The following is a 20,000-nucleotide window of genomic DNA, read 5'->3' on the forward strand; positions in this document are numbered from 1 at the left end:
TCGGCACACCAGCCCGCCCAGGCACTGACGGAACCACGCGCCGGCAATGAAGCGACTCTGCCTTTCTCTACTCGGGACCTGGTTCCTGTTGATCGCCCCCGTGATTGCCCAAGGCGCAACTCCCCAGGGCGCATCGGCCGTGACCCTCAATGCCGACGAAAAGGCATTCCTCGAAGCACACCCGACCGTCTCGATCGCCATGATGGTCGAGCACCCGCCGTTCACCATCGTCGGCGATGGCTCGGGCAACGGCTTCGAACACGACGTCCTGCACCTGATCGCCAGCAAGACCGGGCTCACCTTCGAGAAGACCTTCGGCATCTGGGGCGACTCGTTCCGTCGCTTCCGCGAGGGCGAGGTCGACATGATCTCCGGCATCTCCTACGACGAGGATCGCACCGCCTTCACGCTGTTCACCGAGCCGTACTACGAGCTGCCGATCTTCGTCTTCGTCCGCGACGACTTCGGCGACTACGCGGACATCGCGGATCTCGCCGGGCACAAGGTCGGGGTGATCGACGACATCTTCTACGTGAATGACCTGGAGGCCGCCGGCGGGATGGACCTGCGGCACTACGGCACCTACCAGGAAATGACCCGCGCGCTGGTGCTGGGCGAGATCGACGCGCTGGTGCAGAACCTCACCAATATCAATGAGGTCATCAAGCGCCGCGCCTACACCAACATCCGCATCGCCGGCGAGTTGTCGCTGCCCGGCGTGGGCGCGGAAGACCTGCGCTTCGGCATCACGCCGGACAAGCCCGAACTGCACTCGATCATGCAGAAGGGCCTGGATGCGATCACCCCGGCCGAGTGGGGCACCTTGACCGGACGGTGGCTGGGGGTGCGCGGCGAGGGCGCGCCTCAGGAGCGAACAGCGGCCATTGAGCTGACCGAGGCCGAGCGCGCCTATCTCGACGAGGCGGGCCAGATCGACATCTGCATCGACCCGAACTGGATGCCCTTCGAGCGCTTCGACGAGCACGGCCGGCACCACGGCATCAGCGCCGACTACTTCGCCCTGTTCGAGCAAGCACTGGGCGTGGACTTTCGCCCCCTGCCGGTCAAGACCTGGTCGGAATCGGTCGAGGCGCTGAAGGCCGGGCGTTGCGAGATGTTCAGCCTCGCCATGCGCACCCCCGAGCGCGAGACCTACGCCGAGTTCACCGACAGCTACATCGAAACCCCGCTGGTGGTCGCCACCAAGGCCGACGTCGCCTTCATCAATGACCTGGGCGACCTGAGCGGACGCCGGATCGCCATCCCGGCGCTGTACGCCTTCGCCGAGCTGCTGCGCGACGACTACCCCGACCTCGACCTGATCGAGGTGACCGACATCGACGCCGGCCTGGCGATGGTGCGCAGCGACGAGGTGTTCGGCTACATCGGCACGCTGGCCACCATCGGCTACAAGCTGCAGACCGAATACAGCGGCGAGCTGCGCATCACAGGCGATTCCGGCAAGTCCTGGGACATGGGCGTGGCCGTGCGCAAGGATCGGCCGATGCTGCACGGCATCATGGAAAAGGCCGTCGCCAGCATCACCGAGGAACAGCGCCGGGACATCAACAACAAGTGGATCTCCGTGCGCTACGACCAGCGGGTGGACTACACCCTGCTCTGGCAGGTCAGCGCCGTCTTCGTCCTGCTGCTGCTCGCCGGCGGGCTCGTCTATCTCAAGCAGGTCAGCCTCAAGCGCCAGCTCGAGGCCGCCTACCGACAGACCGAACGGCTGGCCGTCACGGACAAGCTCACCGGGGTGTACAACCGCCACCGGCTCGACCAGGTCCTCGGGGAAGAGGCGCGCAAGGCCAACCGGTACGGCGATGCCTTCGGCGTGATCATCCTCGACATCGATCACTTCAAGGCCATCAACGACCGCTTCGGCCACCGCAGCGGTGACGCCATCCTGCGCGAGTTCGTCGACGTACTGCGCCGCAACTGCCGCCAGACCGACATCCTCGGACGCTGGGGCGGCGAGGAATTCCTGATCATCGCCCCGCACGCCGACAAGCCCACGCTGACGGCCTTCACCGAGAAGCTGCGCCACGCCATCGAATCGACCTCATTCACCGAGGCCGGCCGGGTCACCACCAGCATTGGCGCGAGCCTCTACCGGCCGGGCGACACCCCCGACACCCTGGTCAAGCGCGCCGATGACGCCCTCTACGACGCCAAGGGCCAAGGGCGCAACACGGTGGCGTTCCGGTAACCGCCGGCAACGAATCGCCACCTGCTGACCGCCGCCGTCCAGGCAGACGAGGTTCGCACTGACCTCTGCCCGCCCCGCGCCCAGGTGCCTTGCGGGTCAGGAGTTCTTGGCGTCTCGCGTGACCGGCTCGTCATCCGCGCCCTGAAGCTGGTAATCGTAGGCGGCCTGCAGGCCGGTCTGGCCTTCGGCCTCCTCCTCGGCCTCTTCGCCGATCGTGCGCGGGTACAGGGGCGACAGGATGGCGATCACGACGCCAATCGCGGCGAACATCGCAAATGCCTCGGCGTAGCCGAATGCGTTGACCAGCATGCCGACAACCGGCGAGCCGATCGCCTGCCCCAGCGACACCGCGATGAACGGCAGCACCGGCCCCATGGACAGGCGGCCCGGCAACAGACGGATGCCCGTCATCAAGTAGAGCCCCGTCAGGCTCATGTAGGCCAGGCCGAAGACCAGCGCGGAAAAGGCCGCAAGAAACACGTTGCTCGGACTGGCCGCGAGCAACGCGATGCTCGTGGCCAGCATCATCAGCATCAGGGCCTGCGTGATGGGCGGGTTGTTGCGATCGGCCACGTCGGCCACCATCGCCCCGCCGAGCCCGGCCACGCCGACCGCCAGCCACAGCCAGCCGGTCGCCGCCGGCGGCAACTCACCCAGGGTGACCACGAGATCCGGTGCGAAGATCCAGTAGGCGGCGGAGACGAAGCCCATCAGGAAGGCAAACACCGAGAGCCGCCCAAGACGCCACCACTGCAGGCTGCTGATCGGCGGTGGCGGCGTGGCATCCGACGGCGTGAAGCGCGACACCGAGGGGATGACGCGCCACGTGACCGCCACGCCGATGACGGCCAGCACGGCAAAGGATCCGTAGGCGAGCCGCCAGGCATCGGCCAGGATCAGCACCGCCGGCACAGCAACGACCACGCCGATGCTGGTGCCCGCATTCATGATCGAGCTGACGCGCCCCTGCATCGAGCGCTCGACCACCGCCTGCATGGCGCCCGACAACGCCGGCATCATCAGGCCGGTGGCGATACCACAAGCGAACACCCCGATGCCCAACGACAGCGCGTCGGGGGACTGACTGATTACCAGCAAGCCACTGGCACCGACGGTGCCGGACAGCATCGCCGTGTAGCGCGCCCCCAACCGTACGGCGAGGATCGGCGCGACCACCGACGCGAGAATAAAGCTGATCAGCGGCAACGCACCGATGATGCCGACCACTTCCGGCGTGAGTCCCAGTTCGGCGCGGATCGGCGGCACGAACAGACCGAAGGCGAAGCGCGCCAGCCCGTAGGTGATCGCGATCAGCCCGGCGCCGAACAGCGCGAATCTCATGCTGGGAGGAAACGTCATGTCTGCCCCGCCTTGCTCGAAACGAGAATGTCGGCCCGCCGGCCGCCCTGTCGCACACCAAACAATGCAGAAAGCTTAGAGCCTAGGCCGCGATCTCGCCGGGTTCAAACAGGAACCCTGGCTTGCGTGACTGAGTATCCGTTTTCGTTGTGGGAGCTTGTCCTGCAAGCGAGACGCGCCAACGGCAAGTGCCCAGCCCTGCGCTGGCACCACGAAAAATTGCTACCTGTACCGGGTTACGAGACTCGGAATTCCCCTTCGCCTTGCCGAAAGGGTTTGGCCGGCCCTTTCCGCACAAGGGTGGACTCCTCCGCAACCTGATAGCATCGGATAGCCAGCTAGTGGCCGGGGCAAGCACCGATGTGCCGTTCGGGCATGCAGCCCCGCCACCCTCACAAGGACGGCCCAGCGGGTGGCCAGAAAGCGAGATCCCCATGCAACTGCCGGAAGAACAGGCAAGAGAGAAAATCGACCAACTGCTCACGGAGGCCGGTTGGATCATTCAAGATCGCGATGCCTTTGACCGGAATGCGGCCCTCGGCGTGGCCGTGCGCGAGTTTTCGCTGCCCGCCGGATTCACCGACTATCTGCTGTTCATCGAGGGCAAGGCGGCCGGGGTGATCGAGGCGAAGAAGGCCGGCATTACCCTCAGCGCCGTCGCCGAGCAGTCGGCGAAGTACATGACCGCCCTGCCCGAGCACCTGGCCCGCTGGGACGACCTGCTCGTCTACGACTACGAAAGCACCGGCGAGGAAACCTTCTTTCGCAACCTGCACGACCCCAAGCCACGCTCGCGCCGGCTGTTCGCCTTCCACCGCCCCGAGACCCTGCACGACTGGCTACGCGAACCCGACACGTTGCGCGAACGGCTGCGAAACATGCCGCCACTGGACTTCCGCGGCCTGCGTGACTGCCAGGTCGAGGCCATCGAGGGGCTGGAACGGTCACTGGCCGAAGACCGCCCCCGGGCGCTGATCCAGCTCGCCACCGGCGCGGGAAAGACATTCACCGCCTGCTCCTTCTCGTACCGGCTGATCAAGCATGCCGGCGCGAAGCGCATCCTGTTCCTGGTGGACCGCAACAACCTCGGCGACCAAACCCTCAAGGAGTTCCAGAACTTCCAGCCGGTGGGCACGGCCAACCGCTTCACCGACACCTACATCGTTCAGCACCTGCACGGCCATCGCATCGACCCGGACGCCAAGGTGGTCATCACCACCATCCAGCGGCTCTACTCCATGCTGCGCGGCCGGGAACTGGACGAGGAAACCGAGGAAATCTCCGCCTTCGAGCAATGGTCCGATAACGGGCACGACCCGCTACCGGTGGCCTACAACCCCGACATCCCGATCGAGACCTTCGACTTCATCGTCACCGACGAATGTCACCGCTCGATCTACGGCCTCTGGCGCCAGGTGCTGGAATACTTCGACGCCCATCTCATCGGCCTGACCGCCACGCCGTCGAAGCACACCCTCGGTTTTTTCAACCAGAACCTGGTGGCCGAATACCCCTACGAGCGCTCGGTCGCCGACGGCGTCAACGTCGGCTACGAGGTCTACCGTATCCGCACCCGCGTCACCGAACAGGGCGGCAAGATGGAAACGGGCGATGCCGGCTTCCAGGTGCCGGTGCGTGACCGGCGCACCCGCCAGCTGCGCTACGAGACCCTCGACGCCGACCTGGAATACACCGCGCGAGAGTTGGACCGTTCCGTCGTCAACCCCAACCAGATCCGCACCGTCCTTCGCACCTACCGCGAGCGCGTCTTCACCGAGCTGTTCCCCGACCGCACGGGCGAGTGGCTGCCCAAGACCCTGATCTTCGCCAAGGACGACAACCACGCCGAGGAGATCGTCCACGCCGTGCGCGAGGTCTTCGGCGAGGGCAACGACTTCGCCAAGAAGATCACCTACCGCAACACCGGCGAGGATCCCAAGGCACTGATCAAGGCCTTCCGCGTCGATCCCTTCCCGCGCATCGCCGTTACCGTCGACATGGTCGCCACCGGTACCGACATCAAGCCGGTCGAGGTGCTGTTCTTCATGCGCGACGTCAAGTCCGAGGGCTACTACGAGCAGATGAAAGGCCGCGGCGTGCGCACGATTCCCGAGGCCGACCTGCGGGCCGTCACCCCGGATGCCAAGACCAAGACCCGCTTTATCCTGATCGACGCCGTGGGCGTCTCCGAGACCAAGAAGAACGCCAGCCAGCCACTGGAACGCAAGCACGGCATCAGCTTCGACAAGCTGCTCGAGCAGATCGCCATGGGCCGTCGCGACGAGGACGCCCTGTCCTCGCTCGCCGGCCGGCTGGCCGCCCTCGATCGCAAGCTTTCCGACGACGATCGCTCCCGCGTGGCCGAGACCACCGGCGGCCAGACCCCGCGCGATCTGGCCAACACGCTACTCGATGCCATCGAACCCGACCGCCAGCAGGCCGCCATCACCGAACGCGTCGGCCCCGCGCCCACCCCGGAACAGGAACAACAAGTCATCGACGGGCTGATGGACGAGGCCTGCCGCCCCTTCGACAAGCCCGACGTGCGCCAGCGGCTCAAGGACATCAAGCAGAAAAGCGAGATCGTCATCGACGAACTCACCCCCGACGAGATCACCGGCGCGGGCTTCGACGAACAAAAGGCGCGCGAGACCATCACCAGTTTCAAGCAGTTCATCGACGACAACCGCGACGAACTCACCGCCCTGCAGATCCTCTACAACCAACCGCTCGGCCACCAGCACCTCACCTATGCCACCATCCGCGAGCTGGTGAACGCCATGACAGAGCGCCCGCCGCACCTGGCGGTCGCCAATGTCTGGCAGGCCTACAAGCGGCTCGAGGCCGCCCGAGTGCGCGGCGCGCCGGTGGACGAACAGCTGACCGAAGTCGTCAGCCTGGTGCGCTTCGCGCTGGGCCAGACCGACAGCCTGGAACCCTTCAGCACCGCGGTGGAACGCCGCTTCAACCTCTGGCTGGGCCGGGAGAAGAAGGCTGGCCGCGACTACGGCCCCGAGCAGATCGAATGGCTGCGCGCCATTGCCGCCTACCTGACCGCCAATGCCGAGATAACCCCGCGCGATTTCATGGAAGCACCCGCATTGACCGACAAGGGCGGTATCCTGCGCGCCCGCAAGGTACTGGGCGACGGGCTGAACGAGATGCTGGATGAGCTGCAAGAGGCGTTGGTGGCGTGACAAATAATCAATCCGTCCTACCTCTCAATTGGAGCGAGGCCAGCTTGGGGGAATTAGGCACTTGGTCCGGGGGCGGGACTCCATCCAAGGCGAACAAGTCCTTCTGGACGCATGGCACTATCCCTTGGGTTTCACCGAAAGACATGAAGTTTGGCCGCGTCCGCGGAGCCGCGGACTCAGTCACGGAAGACGCCATCGACCAGTCTTCCGCAAAGCTGATTCCTTCCAATTCAATCCTGATGGTTACAAGATCCGGCATATTGGCGCACACCTTCCCTGTGGCGGTTACCGAGTGCGCCGTGGCCGTCAATCAGGACCTAAAAACGCTCACGACTTTTGATGAAATAAATCCGGACTTTTTGACTTGGTATCTGCGCGCGCAGAACTACCGCATTCTCAAGGATTGCGCCAAGCACGGCACTACGGTAGCGAGTATCGATACTGACCGACTCAAAAAAGTTTCGGTTCCGGTAGCCCCTCTCAACGAACAACGCCGCATTGTCGAAAAGATCGAGACCCTGTTCGCCCGGCTGGACCAGGGCGAGGCGGCGCTGCGCGAGGTGCAGGCGCTGCTGGCACGCTATCGCCAGTCCGTACTGAAGGCCGCCGTCACCGGCGAACTGACCGCCGACTGGCGCGCCGAGAACGCCCACCGCCTCGAACACGGCCGCGACCTGCTGGAGCGCATCCTGCAGACCCGCCGCGAGAACTGGCAGGGCCGCGGTACATACAAGGAACCCGACACGCCCGACACCACCGACCTACCCGAACTACCTGAGGGGTGGGTATGGACATCGCTAGATGCGCTTTTGACTCATCTGACCAGTGGCTCGCGAGGCTGGAAAAAGTATTACGGCCGAGGCGAAGGTGTCTTCATCATGGCTCAGAATGTGCGCCCGATGAGATTTGATCTTTCCGAGAAGTTTCGAGTTGACCCTCCTGCCGATAGCCCTGATGCAATTCGGAGCGAAACCCGAAAAGATGACATTCTCATCACGATCGTCGGCGCGAACACCGGAGACGTATGTCGTTTCCCTAGCGATGAAAGGCGTCATTACGTATGCCAGAGCGTTGCCTTACTCCGTCCTGCCGAGAGAACACTGAGTCGCTTCCTGGAAATGTTTCTTGCCAGCAAGGGGGCTGGGCGCGACCAACTGGAAAAATTCATTTATGGAGCAGGCCGCCCTCACCTGAGCTTTGAGCAATTACGGTCGGTGGCAATCCCCCTACCGCCGCTCGAAGAACAGGCGGAAATGATGACGCGAGTCAATGAGAAGCTCAGCGAAATCCAGCAAGTCGAGGATGCGCGCCAAACCGAACTCACCCGCTCCGCCGCCCTGCAGCAGTCCATTCTCAAGGACGCCTTTGCCGGCCGGCTGGTGCCGCAGGACCCCGACGACGATCCCGCAGCCGAATTGCTCGTCCGCATCCGCGCCGCCCGCGAGGCCGCCCCAACGAAACCCAGCCGCAGGAAGACCCGCGCATGAGTGATCTCAAGCTGTTCCAGTCCGCCGGCAAGACGCTGACCGAGCTGGGCAACACCCCCACGCCGCTGGAGCGCGGCCTGCAGACGCAGTTCGAGCAGAACCTCGAGACCCTGCTGGGCGTGCGCTTCCTGGCCTCCGAGTACGCCACCACCCACGGCGGGCGCATGGACACGCTGGGGCTGGACGAGAACGGCTCGCCGGTGATCATCGAGTACAAGCGCGACCGCTCCGAGAACGTGATCAACCAGGGCCTGTTCTACCTGGACTGGCTGATGGACCATCGCGGCGACTTCGAGCTGCTGGTGCGGGACCGCTACGGCAAGGAGGTCGCCGACCAGGTGGAATGGAACGCGCCGCGCCTGATCTGCATTGCCGCGGATTTCACCAAGTACGACATCCACGCCGTCAAGCAGATGGGCCGGAACATCGAGCTGATCCGCTACCGCCGCTTTGCTGGCGACCTGCTGTTGCTGGAGCTGCTGACGGCGGTCTCGGCCGGCACGTCATCCGGCGTGACGGTTGACGCTGCCGGCAACAGCAAGCCGCACAAGTACAAGACCGTCTCGGAGATGATCGCCGGCGCGGACGGCGAACTGGCCAATCTCTATGCCGACGTGGAGCACTTCCTGATGGGGCTGGGGGACGATGTCACCCAGAAGACCCTGCGCTTCTACGTGGCCTTCCGCCGGATCAAGAACTTCGCCTGCGTGGAGGTCAAGACCACGCTCAACCTGGTGCGGCTGTACCTGAAGCTCGACCCCGACACGGTGGAGCTGGAAGACGGCTTTACCCGCGACGTGCGCCACGTCGGCCATTACGGCACCGGCGACCTGGAAGTGAGCCTGACATCCCACGACGACCTCGAGCGCGCGAAAGCACTGATCGAACAATCCTACGAGGCCTCCTGATGAGCAACGAGCAACTGGTCTCCAAGGTCTGGAACTATGCCCATGTCCTGCGCGACCAGGGCATTTCCTACGGCGACTACATCGAGCAGATCACCTATCTGCTGTTCCTGAAGATGGACCAGGAGCGCGAGGAGTTTCTGGGCGAGGGCTCGGCCATCCCGCCGGAGTGGAACTGGACGAAACTGGCCAGCAAGGAGGGCGATGAGCTGGAACTGCAATATCGCCATACGCTGGAGGCGCTGGCCAGCGAACCGGGGCTAATCGGCACCATCTTCCGCAAGTCGCAGAACAAGCTCTCCGATCCGGCCAAGCTCAAGCGCGTGGTCGGCCTGATCGACAAGGAGGGCCCGTGGATCGGTCTGCAGGTGGACGTGAAGGGCGAGATCTACGAGGGATTGCTGGAGCGCAACGCCTCGGAGGTGAAATCCGGCGCCGGGCAGTACTTCACCCCGCGGCCGGTGATCGAGGCCATTGTCCGCTGTGTCGAGCCGAAGATCGGCGAGACCGTCTGCGACCCGGCCTGCGGCACCGGTGGGTTTCTGCTGACCGCCTTCGAACACATGAAAACGCAGAGCCAGGACCGCGAAAAGCTGCGCGATCTGCGTCACTCGGCATTCACCGGCGTGGACATCGTCGACGAGGTGGTGCGCTTGTGTGCCATGAACCTCTACCTGCACGGCATCGGCAACGGCGGCAGCCCGGTGCTCCAGCGCGATGCGCTCGCCGGGGACAACGGCGAGCGCTTCGACGTGGTGCTGACCAACCCGCCCTTCGGCAAGAAATCCAGCTACAAGGTGGTGGGCGAAGACGGCTCGGTCAGCACGGAGCGGGAGAATTACGAGCGCGAGGATTTCAAGTTCACCACCTCGAACAAGCAGTTCAACTTCCTGCAGCACATCATGACCATCCTCGACACCCAGGGCCGATCCGGCGTGGTGCTGCCGGACAATGTCCTGTTCGAGGCCGGCCGCGCAGGCGAGGGCATCCGCAAGCGGCTGCTGGAAGGCTTCAACTTCCACACCCTGCTGCGCCTGCCTACCGGCATCTGGTATAGCCCCGGCGTGAAGGCGAACGTGCTGTTCTTCGACAAGCGCCCCGCCTCACGCGAGGTGCAGACCAAGGAGCTGTGGGTCTACGACTACCGCACCAACGTCCACAAGACGCTCAAGACCAAGAAGCTGACCGACAGCGACCTGGACGACTTCGTCCGCTGCTACCACGAGCGCAAGGAAACCGAACGCTTCCGCCGCTTCACCTACGAAGAACTGGCCCAGCGCGACAAGCTCAACCTCGACATCTTCTGGCTCAAGGACGACAGCCTGGAAGACATCGACAGCCTCCCCGCCCCCGACGTACTGGCCACGGAAATCGTCGAGAACCTGGAAGCCGCGCTGGAACAGTTCCGCAGCGTCAGCGCCGAGCTGGCAGAGGATCCGGGTTGACCCCAGCTCTCGCATGACTCGCTATCGAGGAACCAGGGCAGGCCGCGATGCAATTCAGGCGCGCATCAACCTAAGCGCATGCCTGGAGCCGGGGAAAACAAGGGAGAAAAACCGGGGCCATATTCCATAATTTGAAAACATACCACCCCAGGCGCTTCCATATTTCTCTTTTGTGCTATAGAAGAGCGTGTTAAGGCAACATGATTCAGGCTCCACCAAAAATGACACGCTGTGGCATCTATCGACAGACCCCGACCGGCTACCGTGCGTTCTTCCCGGCGACACTGCCGCCCACTCCTCCAGTGAAGCTCGAAGGGGAGTTGGCGATGCTGCTCTCCGACGCAGACCGCGCTCTGGGCGCAATCAACACCATTGCAAGCGTCCTGCCGAATCCCGATCTTTTCGTCGCGATGTTCATCCAAAAGGAGGCCCTACTCTCCTCTCAGATCGAGGGAACCCAATCCTCCCTCACCGACGTACTCGGGGCCGACGAGGAACACATACCCACGGCTGACGTGGGCGAGGTGGTCAATTACGTCAAGGCGATGCGCTATGGCCTGCGCCGACTGATTGACGACGAGTTCCCCATGTCCCTGCGATTGCTCCGGGAAATCCACGGTGTGCTCATGCAGCAAGTACGCGGTGGCAAGCCAGCGCTGACACCGGGGGAGTTCCGCACCGGACAGAATTGGATCGGCGGCACCAACCTCCGAACGGCACGATTCATTCCACCGCCACCAGACTCCATGAAGGATGCACTCGACAACCTAGAGAAATACCTCTACGTCGAAGACGATTGCCCCGTCCTGCTGCAGTGCGCCTTGATTCACTATCAGTTCGAAACCATCCACCCCTTCAACGACGGCAATGGCCGTCTCGGACGCCTGCTGATTACCTTCTTTCTTGTCTGGCGCGGAGTGCTGGACGAGCCCATGTTGTACCTCTCCGCCTACCTAAAGACCCATCAGCAGGAGTATTACGACCGTCTAATGCAGGTCCGTAATAGCGGCAACTTCGAGGCCTGGGTCGCCTTCTTCCTCGAAGGGGTGGTGACGGTTTCCGAACAGGTGGTGAGCACCACCAAACGCCTTCAACAGCTGGAGCATAACGACATCGACCGCCTCATCGCCGCGAACGCCGGGCAGGAGGGCTTTAGGTTGCTACGACATCTCATGCAGCAACCCGTCGTAATGGTGAAGGACGTGCAACGCATCCTCGGCGTCAGTTACGGCAAGGCCAATACCCTGATAGCCACCTTCGCCGAGGCCGGCTTACTTCAGCAAACAAGCCAAGGCCGGCGTAACCGCCGCTTCGCCTACAAACGCTACATCGATATCCTGGCCGAAGGCACCGAAATGCCCACGGGCGAAAACGGAGGTCAGCCCGAGACCGCCCCATGAACAAGCGCAAACAAACGCGGCTCTGTTCCCTCAATCCTGATTCGTCACTCCCGCACCACCAAACATCTCCTCAACCAACGGCTCAATCTTGCTCCGCGTCGACCCAAACTTGTCCATGCGCCCACCACCATTCCGAGCATCGTAGGTCGCACGCCCTTCAAGCCCATCCTGCCCAAACACCTTGAGATCGGCATAGGACAGGTACATCGCCATGTCCCAGCGCCAATTGGCGGTGTATTCGAGGAAGTGGGAGCAGCCGACCGGGCGCTCGCCGCGATACACCTCGGTGTACAGGCCCTGCTCCTCGATCAGTTCGCAGACGGCCGGTTCGAAGCCGTCCATCAGCACGTCGGGATTGTGTTCGACGCAGATGCGCTCGATGTCGTTGTCGGCGACGGGCTCGACGGTCTGGGTAATGGAGCAGCCGCTCAGTCCGAGCAGCAGGCCGAGGCCGGCAACGAGTTTCGCTTGCGGTGACATGACACCTCCTTGGTCAGTGGTTGTTCCCTGTGGGGCATTGCACCCCGAATGCGCATGATCGCATGGTTGAAAGGCCGGGTGCGCACCCGGCTCGGTTGGTCACAAAAACAAAAGGCCAGCGCCCCGGCGGGGTCACCCCCACTCGGCACGCTGGCCTCTCTTCAAGCTTCCAGCTGTCCGCTTCAGGCTAGCCGGTCTTCGGCCCCACCCACACCTGCTGGGCATTAACGAACATCTTGATGCCATGCGGACCGAGTTCACGGCCGTAGCCGGAGCGCTTGACGCCGCCGCTGGGCAGGCGCGGGTCGGTCTTGACGATGCCGTTGACGGAGACCTGGCCGACCTCGAGGTCGCGGGCCATGTGGATGGCCTTCGCGGTGTCGCCGGTCCAGACGGCCGCCCCCAGCCCGTACTGGGTGCTGTTGGCGATCTCGAGGGCATGGTCGGCGTCACGCGCGGACATGGCCACGGCGATGGGACCGAAGGTTTCCTCGCAGAAGGCGACCATGGTGTCGTCGACGTCGGCGAGAAGGGTGACCGGGTAGAAGAAACCGTCGCCCTCGGGCATCTCGCCGCCCATCAGGCAGCGCGCGCCGGCCTCGATGCTCGCCTGCACCTGGCGATGCAGCCCGTCGCGGAGATCCGCGCGAGCGATCGGGCCCACGTCGGTGCTCTCCTCGCGCGGGTCGCCCATGGTCAGTTTCTCGAGGCGGGTTTTCATCATGTCGAGGAAGCGCTCGTAGATGGACTCCTCGATGATGATGCGCTTGGCGGCGATGCAGGACTGGCCGGCGTTGATGATGCGCGAGAGCACCACGGTGTCGGCGGCGGCCTCGAGATCGGCGTCCGCCAGCACGATCACCGGGTCGGAACCGCCCAGCTCCAGCACGGCCGGCTTGATCTGCCGGGCGGCCGTGGCCGCGACGATGGCGCCGGCGCGATCGGAGCCGGTAAAGGACACGGCACGCACGCACTCGGTCTCGATCGCCCCCTGGATGTCTTCGGTCTCCAGCGGCAGGTTCTGGAATACGCCCTGCGGGCAGCCGGCCTTCTCGAACGACTCGGCGATGCCCGCGGCGCAGGCCGGCACGTGGGCGTCGTGCTTCATCACGCAGGTGTTGCCGGCCATCAACGCCGGCGCGGCGAAGCGAAAGGCGAGCCAGAACGGCGCGTTCCACGGCAGGATGCCCAGCACGGTGCCGATCGGCAGGTATTGGACGTAGCTGACCGTGGCATCCGAACCCAGCATTTCGCTGGCGAGGTACTCCTCGGCATGATCGGCGTAGTGCTCAGCGCACCAGGCGGCCTTGTCGACCTCACCACGCGCCTCGCGAATCGGCTTGCCCATCTCGTCGGTCATCAGCAGGGCCAGGCGCTCGCGATCCTCGCGCATCACCGCCGCCACGCGCCGCAGCAGGTCGGCGCGCTCGGCAAAGCTGGTCTTGCGCCAGTCGCGGTAGGCGACGTCACTGCGCTCGAGCACGGCGTCGCGCTGGGCCGGGTCCATCACCGGAAAGTCGTGCAGGGTCTTGCCCGTGGTCGGGTTGATGACGGTCTGGCTCATGAGGCGCGCGACTCCTTGGATTTCTTGTGGTCGTGCTTGCCGTGGGACTTGGCCGAGGATTTGGCCCCGGATTTGGCCTCGGATTCCCCCTGGGACGCCTCCTGGCGCTTGCCGCTCTCGGCCGCGAGCAATTCGATCACCGGCGGCTCGTCCGGGATCTCGCGCTTGGCCTCCTCGCGCTTGACGGTGAAGTCCTGCTCCATGTCGAAGAACGACTCGCAGCCGTCCTTGGTGATGTAGATGGTGTCGGAGATGCCGCAGGTCTTGTCGCCGTCCACGCCCCAGGCCCAGGGGATGATGTGGAAGGTCATGCCCTCGCGCAGCACGGTCTTGTCGCCGTGCATCAGGCTCAGGATGTAGCCCTCGTCCCAGCTGGGCGGGAAGGCGATACCGATCGAATACCCCGAGCGGGTGATCAGCTTCCCGTGGGCGTCGTCCACCGTCATGATCGAGCGGACCAGGTTGTCGGCATCCGAGACGGTGACGCCCGGACGAATCAGCCCCTTGACCCGCTCGAGGGCCTCCTTCATGCGCTCCTGGGCCTTCCACATCAGGTCGGTGGGTTCGCCCAGCACGGCGGTGCGCATCATGGCGGTGTGGTAGCGGCGGTAGCAGCCGGCCACCTCGAGGAAGACGTGCTCGCCCGGCTTGACCACGCGCCCTTCCCAGGTGGCGTGACCGATCATGGTGCGCGGCCCGGAGGTGACGTAGGGCAGCACGGCAGGCGGTTCGCCGCCGGCTCGGAACATCGCCGCGCAGACCTCGGCGCCGATCTCGTTCTCGGTCACCCCGGCCTTGCAGGCCTCGAGCCCGGCCTTCATGCCGGCCTCGGTGGCGACGGCCGCGCGACGCATGATCTCGATCTCATGCTTGGACTTGGTGCGCCGGCCGCACTCGACGATGCCGAAGCAGTCCAGCAGCTTCGCCCCGGTCAGCGTGGTGTGCAGCGCGTCCTGCTGGTAGGCGGGGAAGAAGTAGCTGTTGCGCTCGTAACCGATGTACTTGTTCGCCAGACCGAACTCCTTCAACGAGGAGACCAGCATCTGGATGGCGTCACCGGTGTCCGGATACGGCCGGGTGATCTCCACCCAGGTGCGCGCATGGACGTTGGATTCCTCCATGGTGCGCGTGATCATGAACGGCTTGTCGTCGAGCGGCACCACCAGCGCCTGGAAGAACGAGTACCCGGTCGTCTGGTAGTCGGTCAGGTACATCAGGTTCTCGGGGTCGGTGATGATCACCGCGTCGAGCAGCCGCTCGGCCATGCGCATGCGCAACTCGCCGAGCCGGCGCTCGTACTCCTCCATCGGGAAGGTCATGTCGTCACGTTGTCGCATGGGTCAGCCCTCCACCTGGGCATCGACGGCCTGTTCGAAGAGGTTCAGCCCTTCCTCGAGGTCGTCATCGGGAATGGTCAGCGGCGGGATCAGCTTGATCACCTGCCCCTTCGAACCGCAGACCGCCGCCAGCAGGCCACGGTCGAAGCACTCGCGGGCGATGCGCTTGGACAGATCGCCGTCGATGAAATCCAGCGCCTGCATCATGCCGCGGCCACGCACGGCAAAGCGCGGGTACTTCTCGGCGATGGTCTCCAGGCGCTTTCTGATCACCTCGCCCTTGCGGCGGGTCTCGTCCATGAACGCCGGGTCGTCGAAGTAGCCCAGCGCCACGGTGCCGGCGATGAACGACAGGTCCTGGCCGCGGAAGGTGCCGGTGTGCTCGCCCGGCAGCCAGTGCTTGTCGTGCTCGGGCTTGTTGAGGTTCATCGCCATCGGCGTGCCGAAGCCGCCGATGCCCTTGGCCAGGGTGATGATGTCCGGGTCGAGGTCCATCTCGTCGAAGGAGAAGTACGAACCCGTGCGGCCGGAACCCATCTGGATGTCGTCGAGGATGAACAGCGCGCCCAGTTCGTGCGCGAGGTCCTGGATGCCCTTGAGCCATTCCTCGGAGGCGACGCGCACCCCGCCCTCGGCCTGGATGGTCTCGACCAGGAAGGCCGCCGGCGGCGCGAAGCCGCTGGAAGGGTCGCTGTAGATGTCACGCAGACGCTCGAGCGACGGCATGCCGCAGCCCAGCGTGCAGTTGGGGCACTGGGTCTCGCAGCCGAAGGCCTGGTGGACGACATTGTCCAGCGGCACGCCGGCGGCGTTGCGGAAATGGGCGTTGGTGGTCGCCGCCAGCGCGCCCAGCGTCATGCCGTGGAAGGCGTGGTGGAAGGACACCACCTGCTGCCGGCCGGTGACGCGACGGGCGAGCTTGAGTGCCGCCTCGACGGCATTGGTGCCGGTCGGGCCGACGAACTGCAGCCGGTAGTCCATGTCGCGCGGTTTGAGGATCGTCTCGACGAACTTGGTGATGAAGGCGCGCTTGGCCGTGGTGTACATGTCGAGGCTGTGGGCGACGCCGTCGTTCTGGATGTAGTCGATCAGCGCGTCCTTCATCTTCGGGTCGTTATGCCCGAAATTGAGCACCCCGGCGCCCGCGTAGAAATCGATGTAACTGCGGCCCTGCTCGTCGGTCTGGCGGGCGTTGCTCGCCGAATGAAAGACCGTGGGTGCGGCGCGACAGTACGCGCGGATCTCGGATTCCCACTGCTCGAACACCTGCATGTGCATTGGCGCTTTCTCCCCTTATTGCGGGTGGTTTCAGTCCGCCGCATCGCGGCGGGAGTGCCGGGGAGTGCCCCGGCCGGTCTCCGGGTCAAGCTCTTGCAAGAGCCCTGCCCATTCGCGTTCAGCCCGCGCTCGACTCCATCGACATCCCGACCAGGTCGGAGAAGATCCGGCCCACCGGGTCGATCAACCGGTCGTTGAAGTCGTAGCGCGGGCTGTGGCAAGGCCAGTGATGGCCCTCGCCGTCATCGGCGCCGATCAAGGCGAAGGCGCCGGGAACCTCCCGAAGGTAGTAGCTGAAATCCTCGGACGCCATGATCGGCACCGGCAACGACGTATCGCGCCAGTCGACGCCCAGCACACGGGCCAGTGCACCCCGGTAGTGCGCGGCGGCCTCGGGGTGGTTGACGGTGGCGTGATAACGGGGCGTGAAGGTAAAGCGCGCCTCGACGCCGTAGGCCGCGGCGGTATCGCGGGCGATCTGGTCGAGGTGCTGGGCCACCGCATCGCGCTGGTCGGTACGTTCGACGCGCACCGAGCCGGCCAGGCGGGCGGTATCGGGGATGGCGGTGATCGCCCCGCCGGCCTCGAAGGTGGTGACGCTGACCACCGCGGCGGTCTGCGGGGCCAGTCGGCGCGAGACGATCTGCTGGATCGATTGCACCAGGGCGCTACCGGCAAGCAGCGGGTCGCGACAGGCCTCGGGCTGGCTGGCGTGCCCGCCGCTGCCGGTCAGGCGGATCTCAAAGGTGCCGTTGGCGCCCATCACCGGCCCGTCCGGGCAGACGGCCTGGCCGAAGGGAATCGCCGGCCAGTTGTGCCAGCCGAACACCCAGTCGACGCCCTCGAGCGCGCCGTCGCGGATCATCTCGCGCGCGCCGTGGCCGCCTTCCTCGGCGGGCTGGAACAGCAGCGTGACTGGGCCGGGCAGCTGGTCCTCGCAGGTCTTGAGCCAGCGGGCGACCGCCAGCAGCGTGGCGGTGTGCCCGTCGTGACCGCAGGCGTGCATGATCCCGGGCGTGCCGGAAGACCAGTCCTTGCCGCTGATTTCGTCGATCGGCAGGGCGTCGATGTCGGCACGCAGGGCGATGTGACGGCCTGTTGCCTCGGACGCGAGGTGGGCCACCGTGCCGGTGCCGACGCAGGCGCGCCAGGGGATGCCCAGATGATCGAGCTCCGTGCGGATGACGCCGGCGGTGGCGTGCTCCTGCCAGGTCAGCTCGGGGGCCTGGTGCAGGCGACGGCGAAAGTCGGTGGCCTGGGTGGCGATGTCGGTCCAGATCGAGGGCACCGTGGCCTCCTGTCGGCGGCCGGCACGGGCCGGACGCGGGTGGTTTCAGCGGGACACCGGGCGCTTGAGCCTAGAGGCTGGAACGACCCGATGACTTCGAGCTAAGCACAGGTGCCGGCACGGGCGCAACAGCGCGCTCGCGCCGGTGTCGCGCCGGTGTGGCGTCCGGGCCACGCCCAGCGATGACGGATCGATCCACGGGAGCGTCGGCGGGGGTTGAGAAACTCGAAATCCATCCCACTGTCCATTCTTCAACAGTTTCTCTGATAGATTCCCAAGTCACGCTTATTCACTACCTCCGAGGGAGTACCCATGCTGTTCGAAGCGTTCGAAGAGACCGGCCTGTCGCAACTGAGCTACGCCGTCGGCTGCCAGCAAAGCAAGGAGCTTGCGATCGTCGACCCGCGCCGCGACATCGACATCTACCTCGATTTCGCCGAGCAGGAGGGCTACGTCATCCGCCACGTGCTGGACACCCATATCCACGCGGACTACGCCTCCGGCGCGCGCGAACTGGCCGAGGTGACCGGCGCGAAGCTGCACCTGTCGGCCTACGACGACAACGAGGTGTTCGAGGTCGGCTTCGACCACCTGCCGATGCAGGAAGGCGATTCGGTGCAGATGGGCAACGTCCGCATCGAGGCGCTGCACACACCGGGGCACACCCCCGAGCACCTCACCTTCCTGGTCTATGACGGCGCCCGCTCGGTCGACGTGCCGGCGGTCGCGCTGACCGGCGACTTCCTGTTCGTCGGCAGCCTCGGCCGCCCCGACTTGCTCGGCGAGGAGGCCACCCGCGGGCTGGCCAAGCAGGCGTTCCACAGCGTGCGCGAGAAGCTCCACGGCCTGCCGGACGGGCTGGAGATCCGCCCGGGGCACGGCGCGGGATCGGCCTGCGGCGCCGGCATGTCGGGGCGCACCGTCTCGACGCTGGGTTACGAGCGCGCGGCCAACCCGCTGCTCGACCCGTCGCTCACCGAAGACGAGTTCATCGACACGCTGCTGGGCAACTTGCCGCCGGCGCCGGATTTCTACCCGCGCAACAAGGTCACCAATTCGGAAGGTCCCAAGCCGGTCCAAGGCATGGTCGACCTGCTGGCCGAGGAGATCGAGGTCTTCGACATCGACGACCTCAAGGCCCGCATGGCCGAGGGGGCGGTGGTGATCGACATCCGCGACCGGCTGGCCTACAACGCCGCGCACATCAAGGGGTCGCTGGGCATCGAATACGGCGACAACCTCTCCACCTGGGCCGGCTGGATCGCCCCGCCGGACCAGCCGCTGATCCTGGTCGACCATGAGGGTGACGACGAGCTGATCAGCGAGGCCATCCGCGCGCTGGTGCGTGTCGGGCAGGACCACGTGGTCGGCTTTCTCGACGGCGGCTTCGATGCCTGGCTCAAGGCCGGCGAGGCATTCGACAACCTCCCGCTGGTCGACGCCGAGACCGCCAAGACCGACCTCGATCACGACCGCCGCGCGCTGTGGGACGTGCGCGAGACCAGCGAATGGAACGACGGCCACGCCCTGGGCGCACGTCACACCCCCGCCCACGATGCCCGCAACGGGCTCGAGGGCGTGGCCAAGGACGAACCGATCACGCTGGTCTGCGGCTCGGGCATGCGCTCGACCGTCGCCGCCAGCCTGCTCAAGCGCGCGGGCTACACCAACGTCGCCAACCTGATGGGCGGCATGGACGCCTGGGAAGAGGCCGGTCTGCCGGTGGTCGCCAAGGACTGATCACACCGCCCGGCCCGAAACGAACAGCCCCGCTCGACCGAGCGGGGCCTTTCGTGCACGGCCCACAACCAACAAACCCCGCGCTTCTTAGGTCGGCTTGGGCCCAGCAAAAACCCAGCCGCCGGTTCACTTGCAAATATTAATGGGTTCGGAAAAAGCTTCTGGCACTAAATTCGCCCAAGTTGTCCGCCCCCCTTGAGGAACCGAAGGAGCCATCCCAAGCACGCTCATTTCCCGCACCCCAACACGACTAAACATCAGCTACTTTAAAACCCGGCAACCCTGAGGGCATTCAGGACGACCCCCCC

At 65.0% G+C, this 20,000-nt stretch carries 13 protein-coding genes; 7 read left to right on the forward strand and 6 right to left on the reverse strand.

The window, feature by feature from the left end:
* Window positions 1–46: 46 nt before the first annotated feature.
* A complete protein-coding gene (locus tag SR882_RS00325) occupies window positions 47–2,212 on the forward strand; it encodes a transporter substrate-binding domain-containing diguanylate cyclase (RefSeq protein WP_322521372.1) in 2,166 nt (721 codons plus the stop codon).
* Between the two features lie 96 nt (window positions 2,213–2,308).
* On the opposite strand, the gene SR882_RS00330 is transcribed toward SR882_RS00325, so the two are convergent.
* The gene (locus SR882_RS00330; RefSeq protein ID WP_322521373.1) at window positions 2,309–3,553 is read right to left on the reverse strand and encodes an MFS transporter; all 1,245 of its coding nucleotides are present in this window, start codon (window positions 3,551–3,553) and stop codon (window positions 2,309–2,311) included.
* Between the two features lie 452 nt (window positions 3,554–4,005).
* Here SR882_RS00330 and SR882_RS00335 point away from each other — a divergent pair, with 452 nt between their 5' ends.
* The 5 genes from SR882_RS00335 (at window position 4,006) to SR882_RS00355 (ending at window position 12,005) form a co-directional block, all read left to right on the forward strand.
* Window positions 4,006–6,768 (forward strand): type I restriction endonuclease subunit R, encoded by a 2,763-nt coding sequence (locus SR882_RS00335; protein WP_322521374.1) that lies wholly within the window; start codon window positions 4,006–4,008, stop codon window positions 6,766–6,768.
* Complete coding sequence (locus SR882_RS00340; RefSeq protein WP_322521375.1) at window positions 6,765–8,255, forward strand: restriction endonuclease subunit S; 1,491 nt, start codon at window positions 6,765–6,767, stop codon at window positions 8,253–8,255. Before SR882_RS00335 ends, SR882_RS00340 begins: the two co-directional genes overlap by 4 nt.
* A complete protein-coding gene (locus tag SR882_RS00345; RefSeq protein ID WP_322521376.1) occupies window positions 8,252–9,163 on the forward strand; it encodes a DUF5655 domain-containing protein in 912 nt (303 codons plus the stop codon). The genes SR882_RS00340 and SR882_RS00345 overlap by 4 nt, the downstream gene beginning before the upstream one ends.
* Complete coding sequence (locus tag SR882_RS00350) at window positions 9,163–10,605, forward strand: type I restriction-modification system subunit M (protein ID WP_322521377.1); 1,443 nt, start codon at window positions 9,163–9,165, stop codon at window positions 10,603–10,605. The genes SR882_RS00345 and SR882_RS00350 overlap by 1 nt, the downstream gene beginning before the upstream one ends.
* 200 nt (window positions 10,606–10,805) lie before the next feature.
* Complete coding sequence (locus tag SR882_RS00355) at window positions 10,806–12,005, forward strand: Fic family protein (protein ID WP_322521378.1); 1,200 nt, start codon at window positions 10,806–10,808, stop codon at window positions 12,003–12,005.
* A 30-nt stretch (window positions 12,006–12,035) separates the two neighbouring features.
* Here the strand turns inward: SR882_RS00355 and SR882_RS00360 are convergent, their stop codons facing one another.
* From SR882_RS00360 to doeB2, 5 genes are all read right to left on the reverse strand, one after another.
* Window positions 12,036–12,485: an Sbal_3080 family lipoprotein gene (locus SR882_RS00360; RefSeq protein WP_322521379.1), complete on the reverse strand. Its 450-nt coding sequence runs from the start codon at window positions 12,483–12,485 to the stop codon at window positions 12,036–12,038.
* A gap of 187 nt (window positions 12,486–12,672) precedes the next feature.
* Entirely contained in the window at window positions 12,673–14,049 is a 1,377-nt protein-coding gene (locus SR882_RS00365; RefSeq protein WP_322521380.1) for an NAD-dependent succinate-semialdehyde dehydrogenase, read from the reverse strand.
* A complete protein-coding gene (gene doeA / locus SR882_RS00370; RefSeq protein WP_322521381.1) occupies window positions 14,046–15,386 on the reverse strand; it encodes an ectoine hydrolase in 1,341 nt (446 codons plus the stop codon). The genes SR882_RS00365 and doeA overlap by 4 nt, the downstream gene beginning before the upstream one ends.
* A 3-nt stretch (window positions 15,387–15,389) precedes the next feature.
* Complete coding sequence (locus tag SR882_RS00375) at window positions 15,390–16,664, reverse strand: aspartate aminotransferase family protein (RefSeq protein ID WP_322521382.1); 1,275 nt, start codon at window positions 16,662–16,664, stop codon at window positions 15,390–15,392.
* Between the two features lie 118 nt (window positions 16,665–16,782).
* Complete coding sequence (doeB2, locus tag SR882_RS00380) at window positions 16,783–17,952, reverse strand: N(2)-acetyl-L-2,4-diaminobutanoate deacetylase DoeB2 (RefSeq protein WP_322521383.1); 1,170 nt, start codon at window positions 17,950–17,952, stop codon at window positions 16,783–16,785.
* 312 nt (window positions 17,953–18,264) lie between these two features.
* Here doeB2 and SR882_RS00385 point away from each other — a divergent pair, with 312 nt between their 5' ends.
* Window positions 18,265–19,692, forward strand: coding sequence for an MBL fold metallo-hydrolase (locus SR882_RS00385; protein ID WP_322521384.1), 1,428 nt, complete (start codon window positions 18,265–18,267; stop codon window positions 19,690–19,692).
* Window positions 19,693–20,000 lie beyond the last annotated feature (308 nt).

It is taken from the genome of Guyparkeria halophila, from assembly GCF_034479635.1.
GTDB classification, from domain to species: domain Bacteria; phylum Pseudomonadota; class Gammaproteobacteria; order Halothiobacillales; family Halothiobacillaceae; genus Guyparkeria; species Guyparkeria halophila.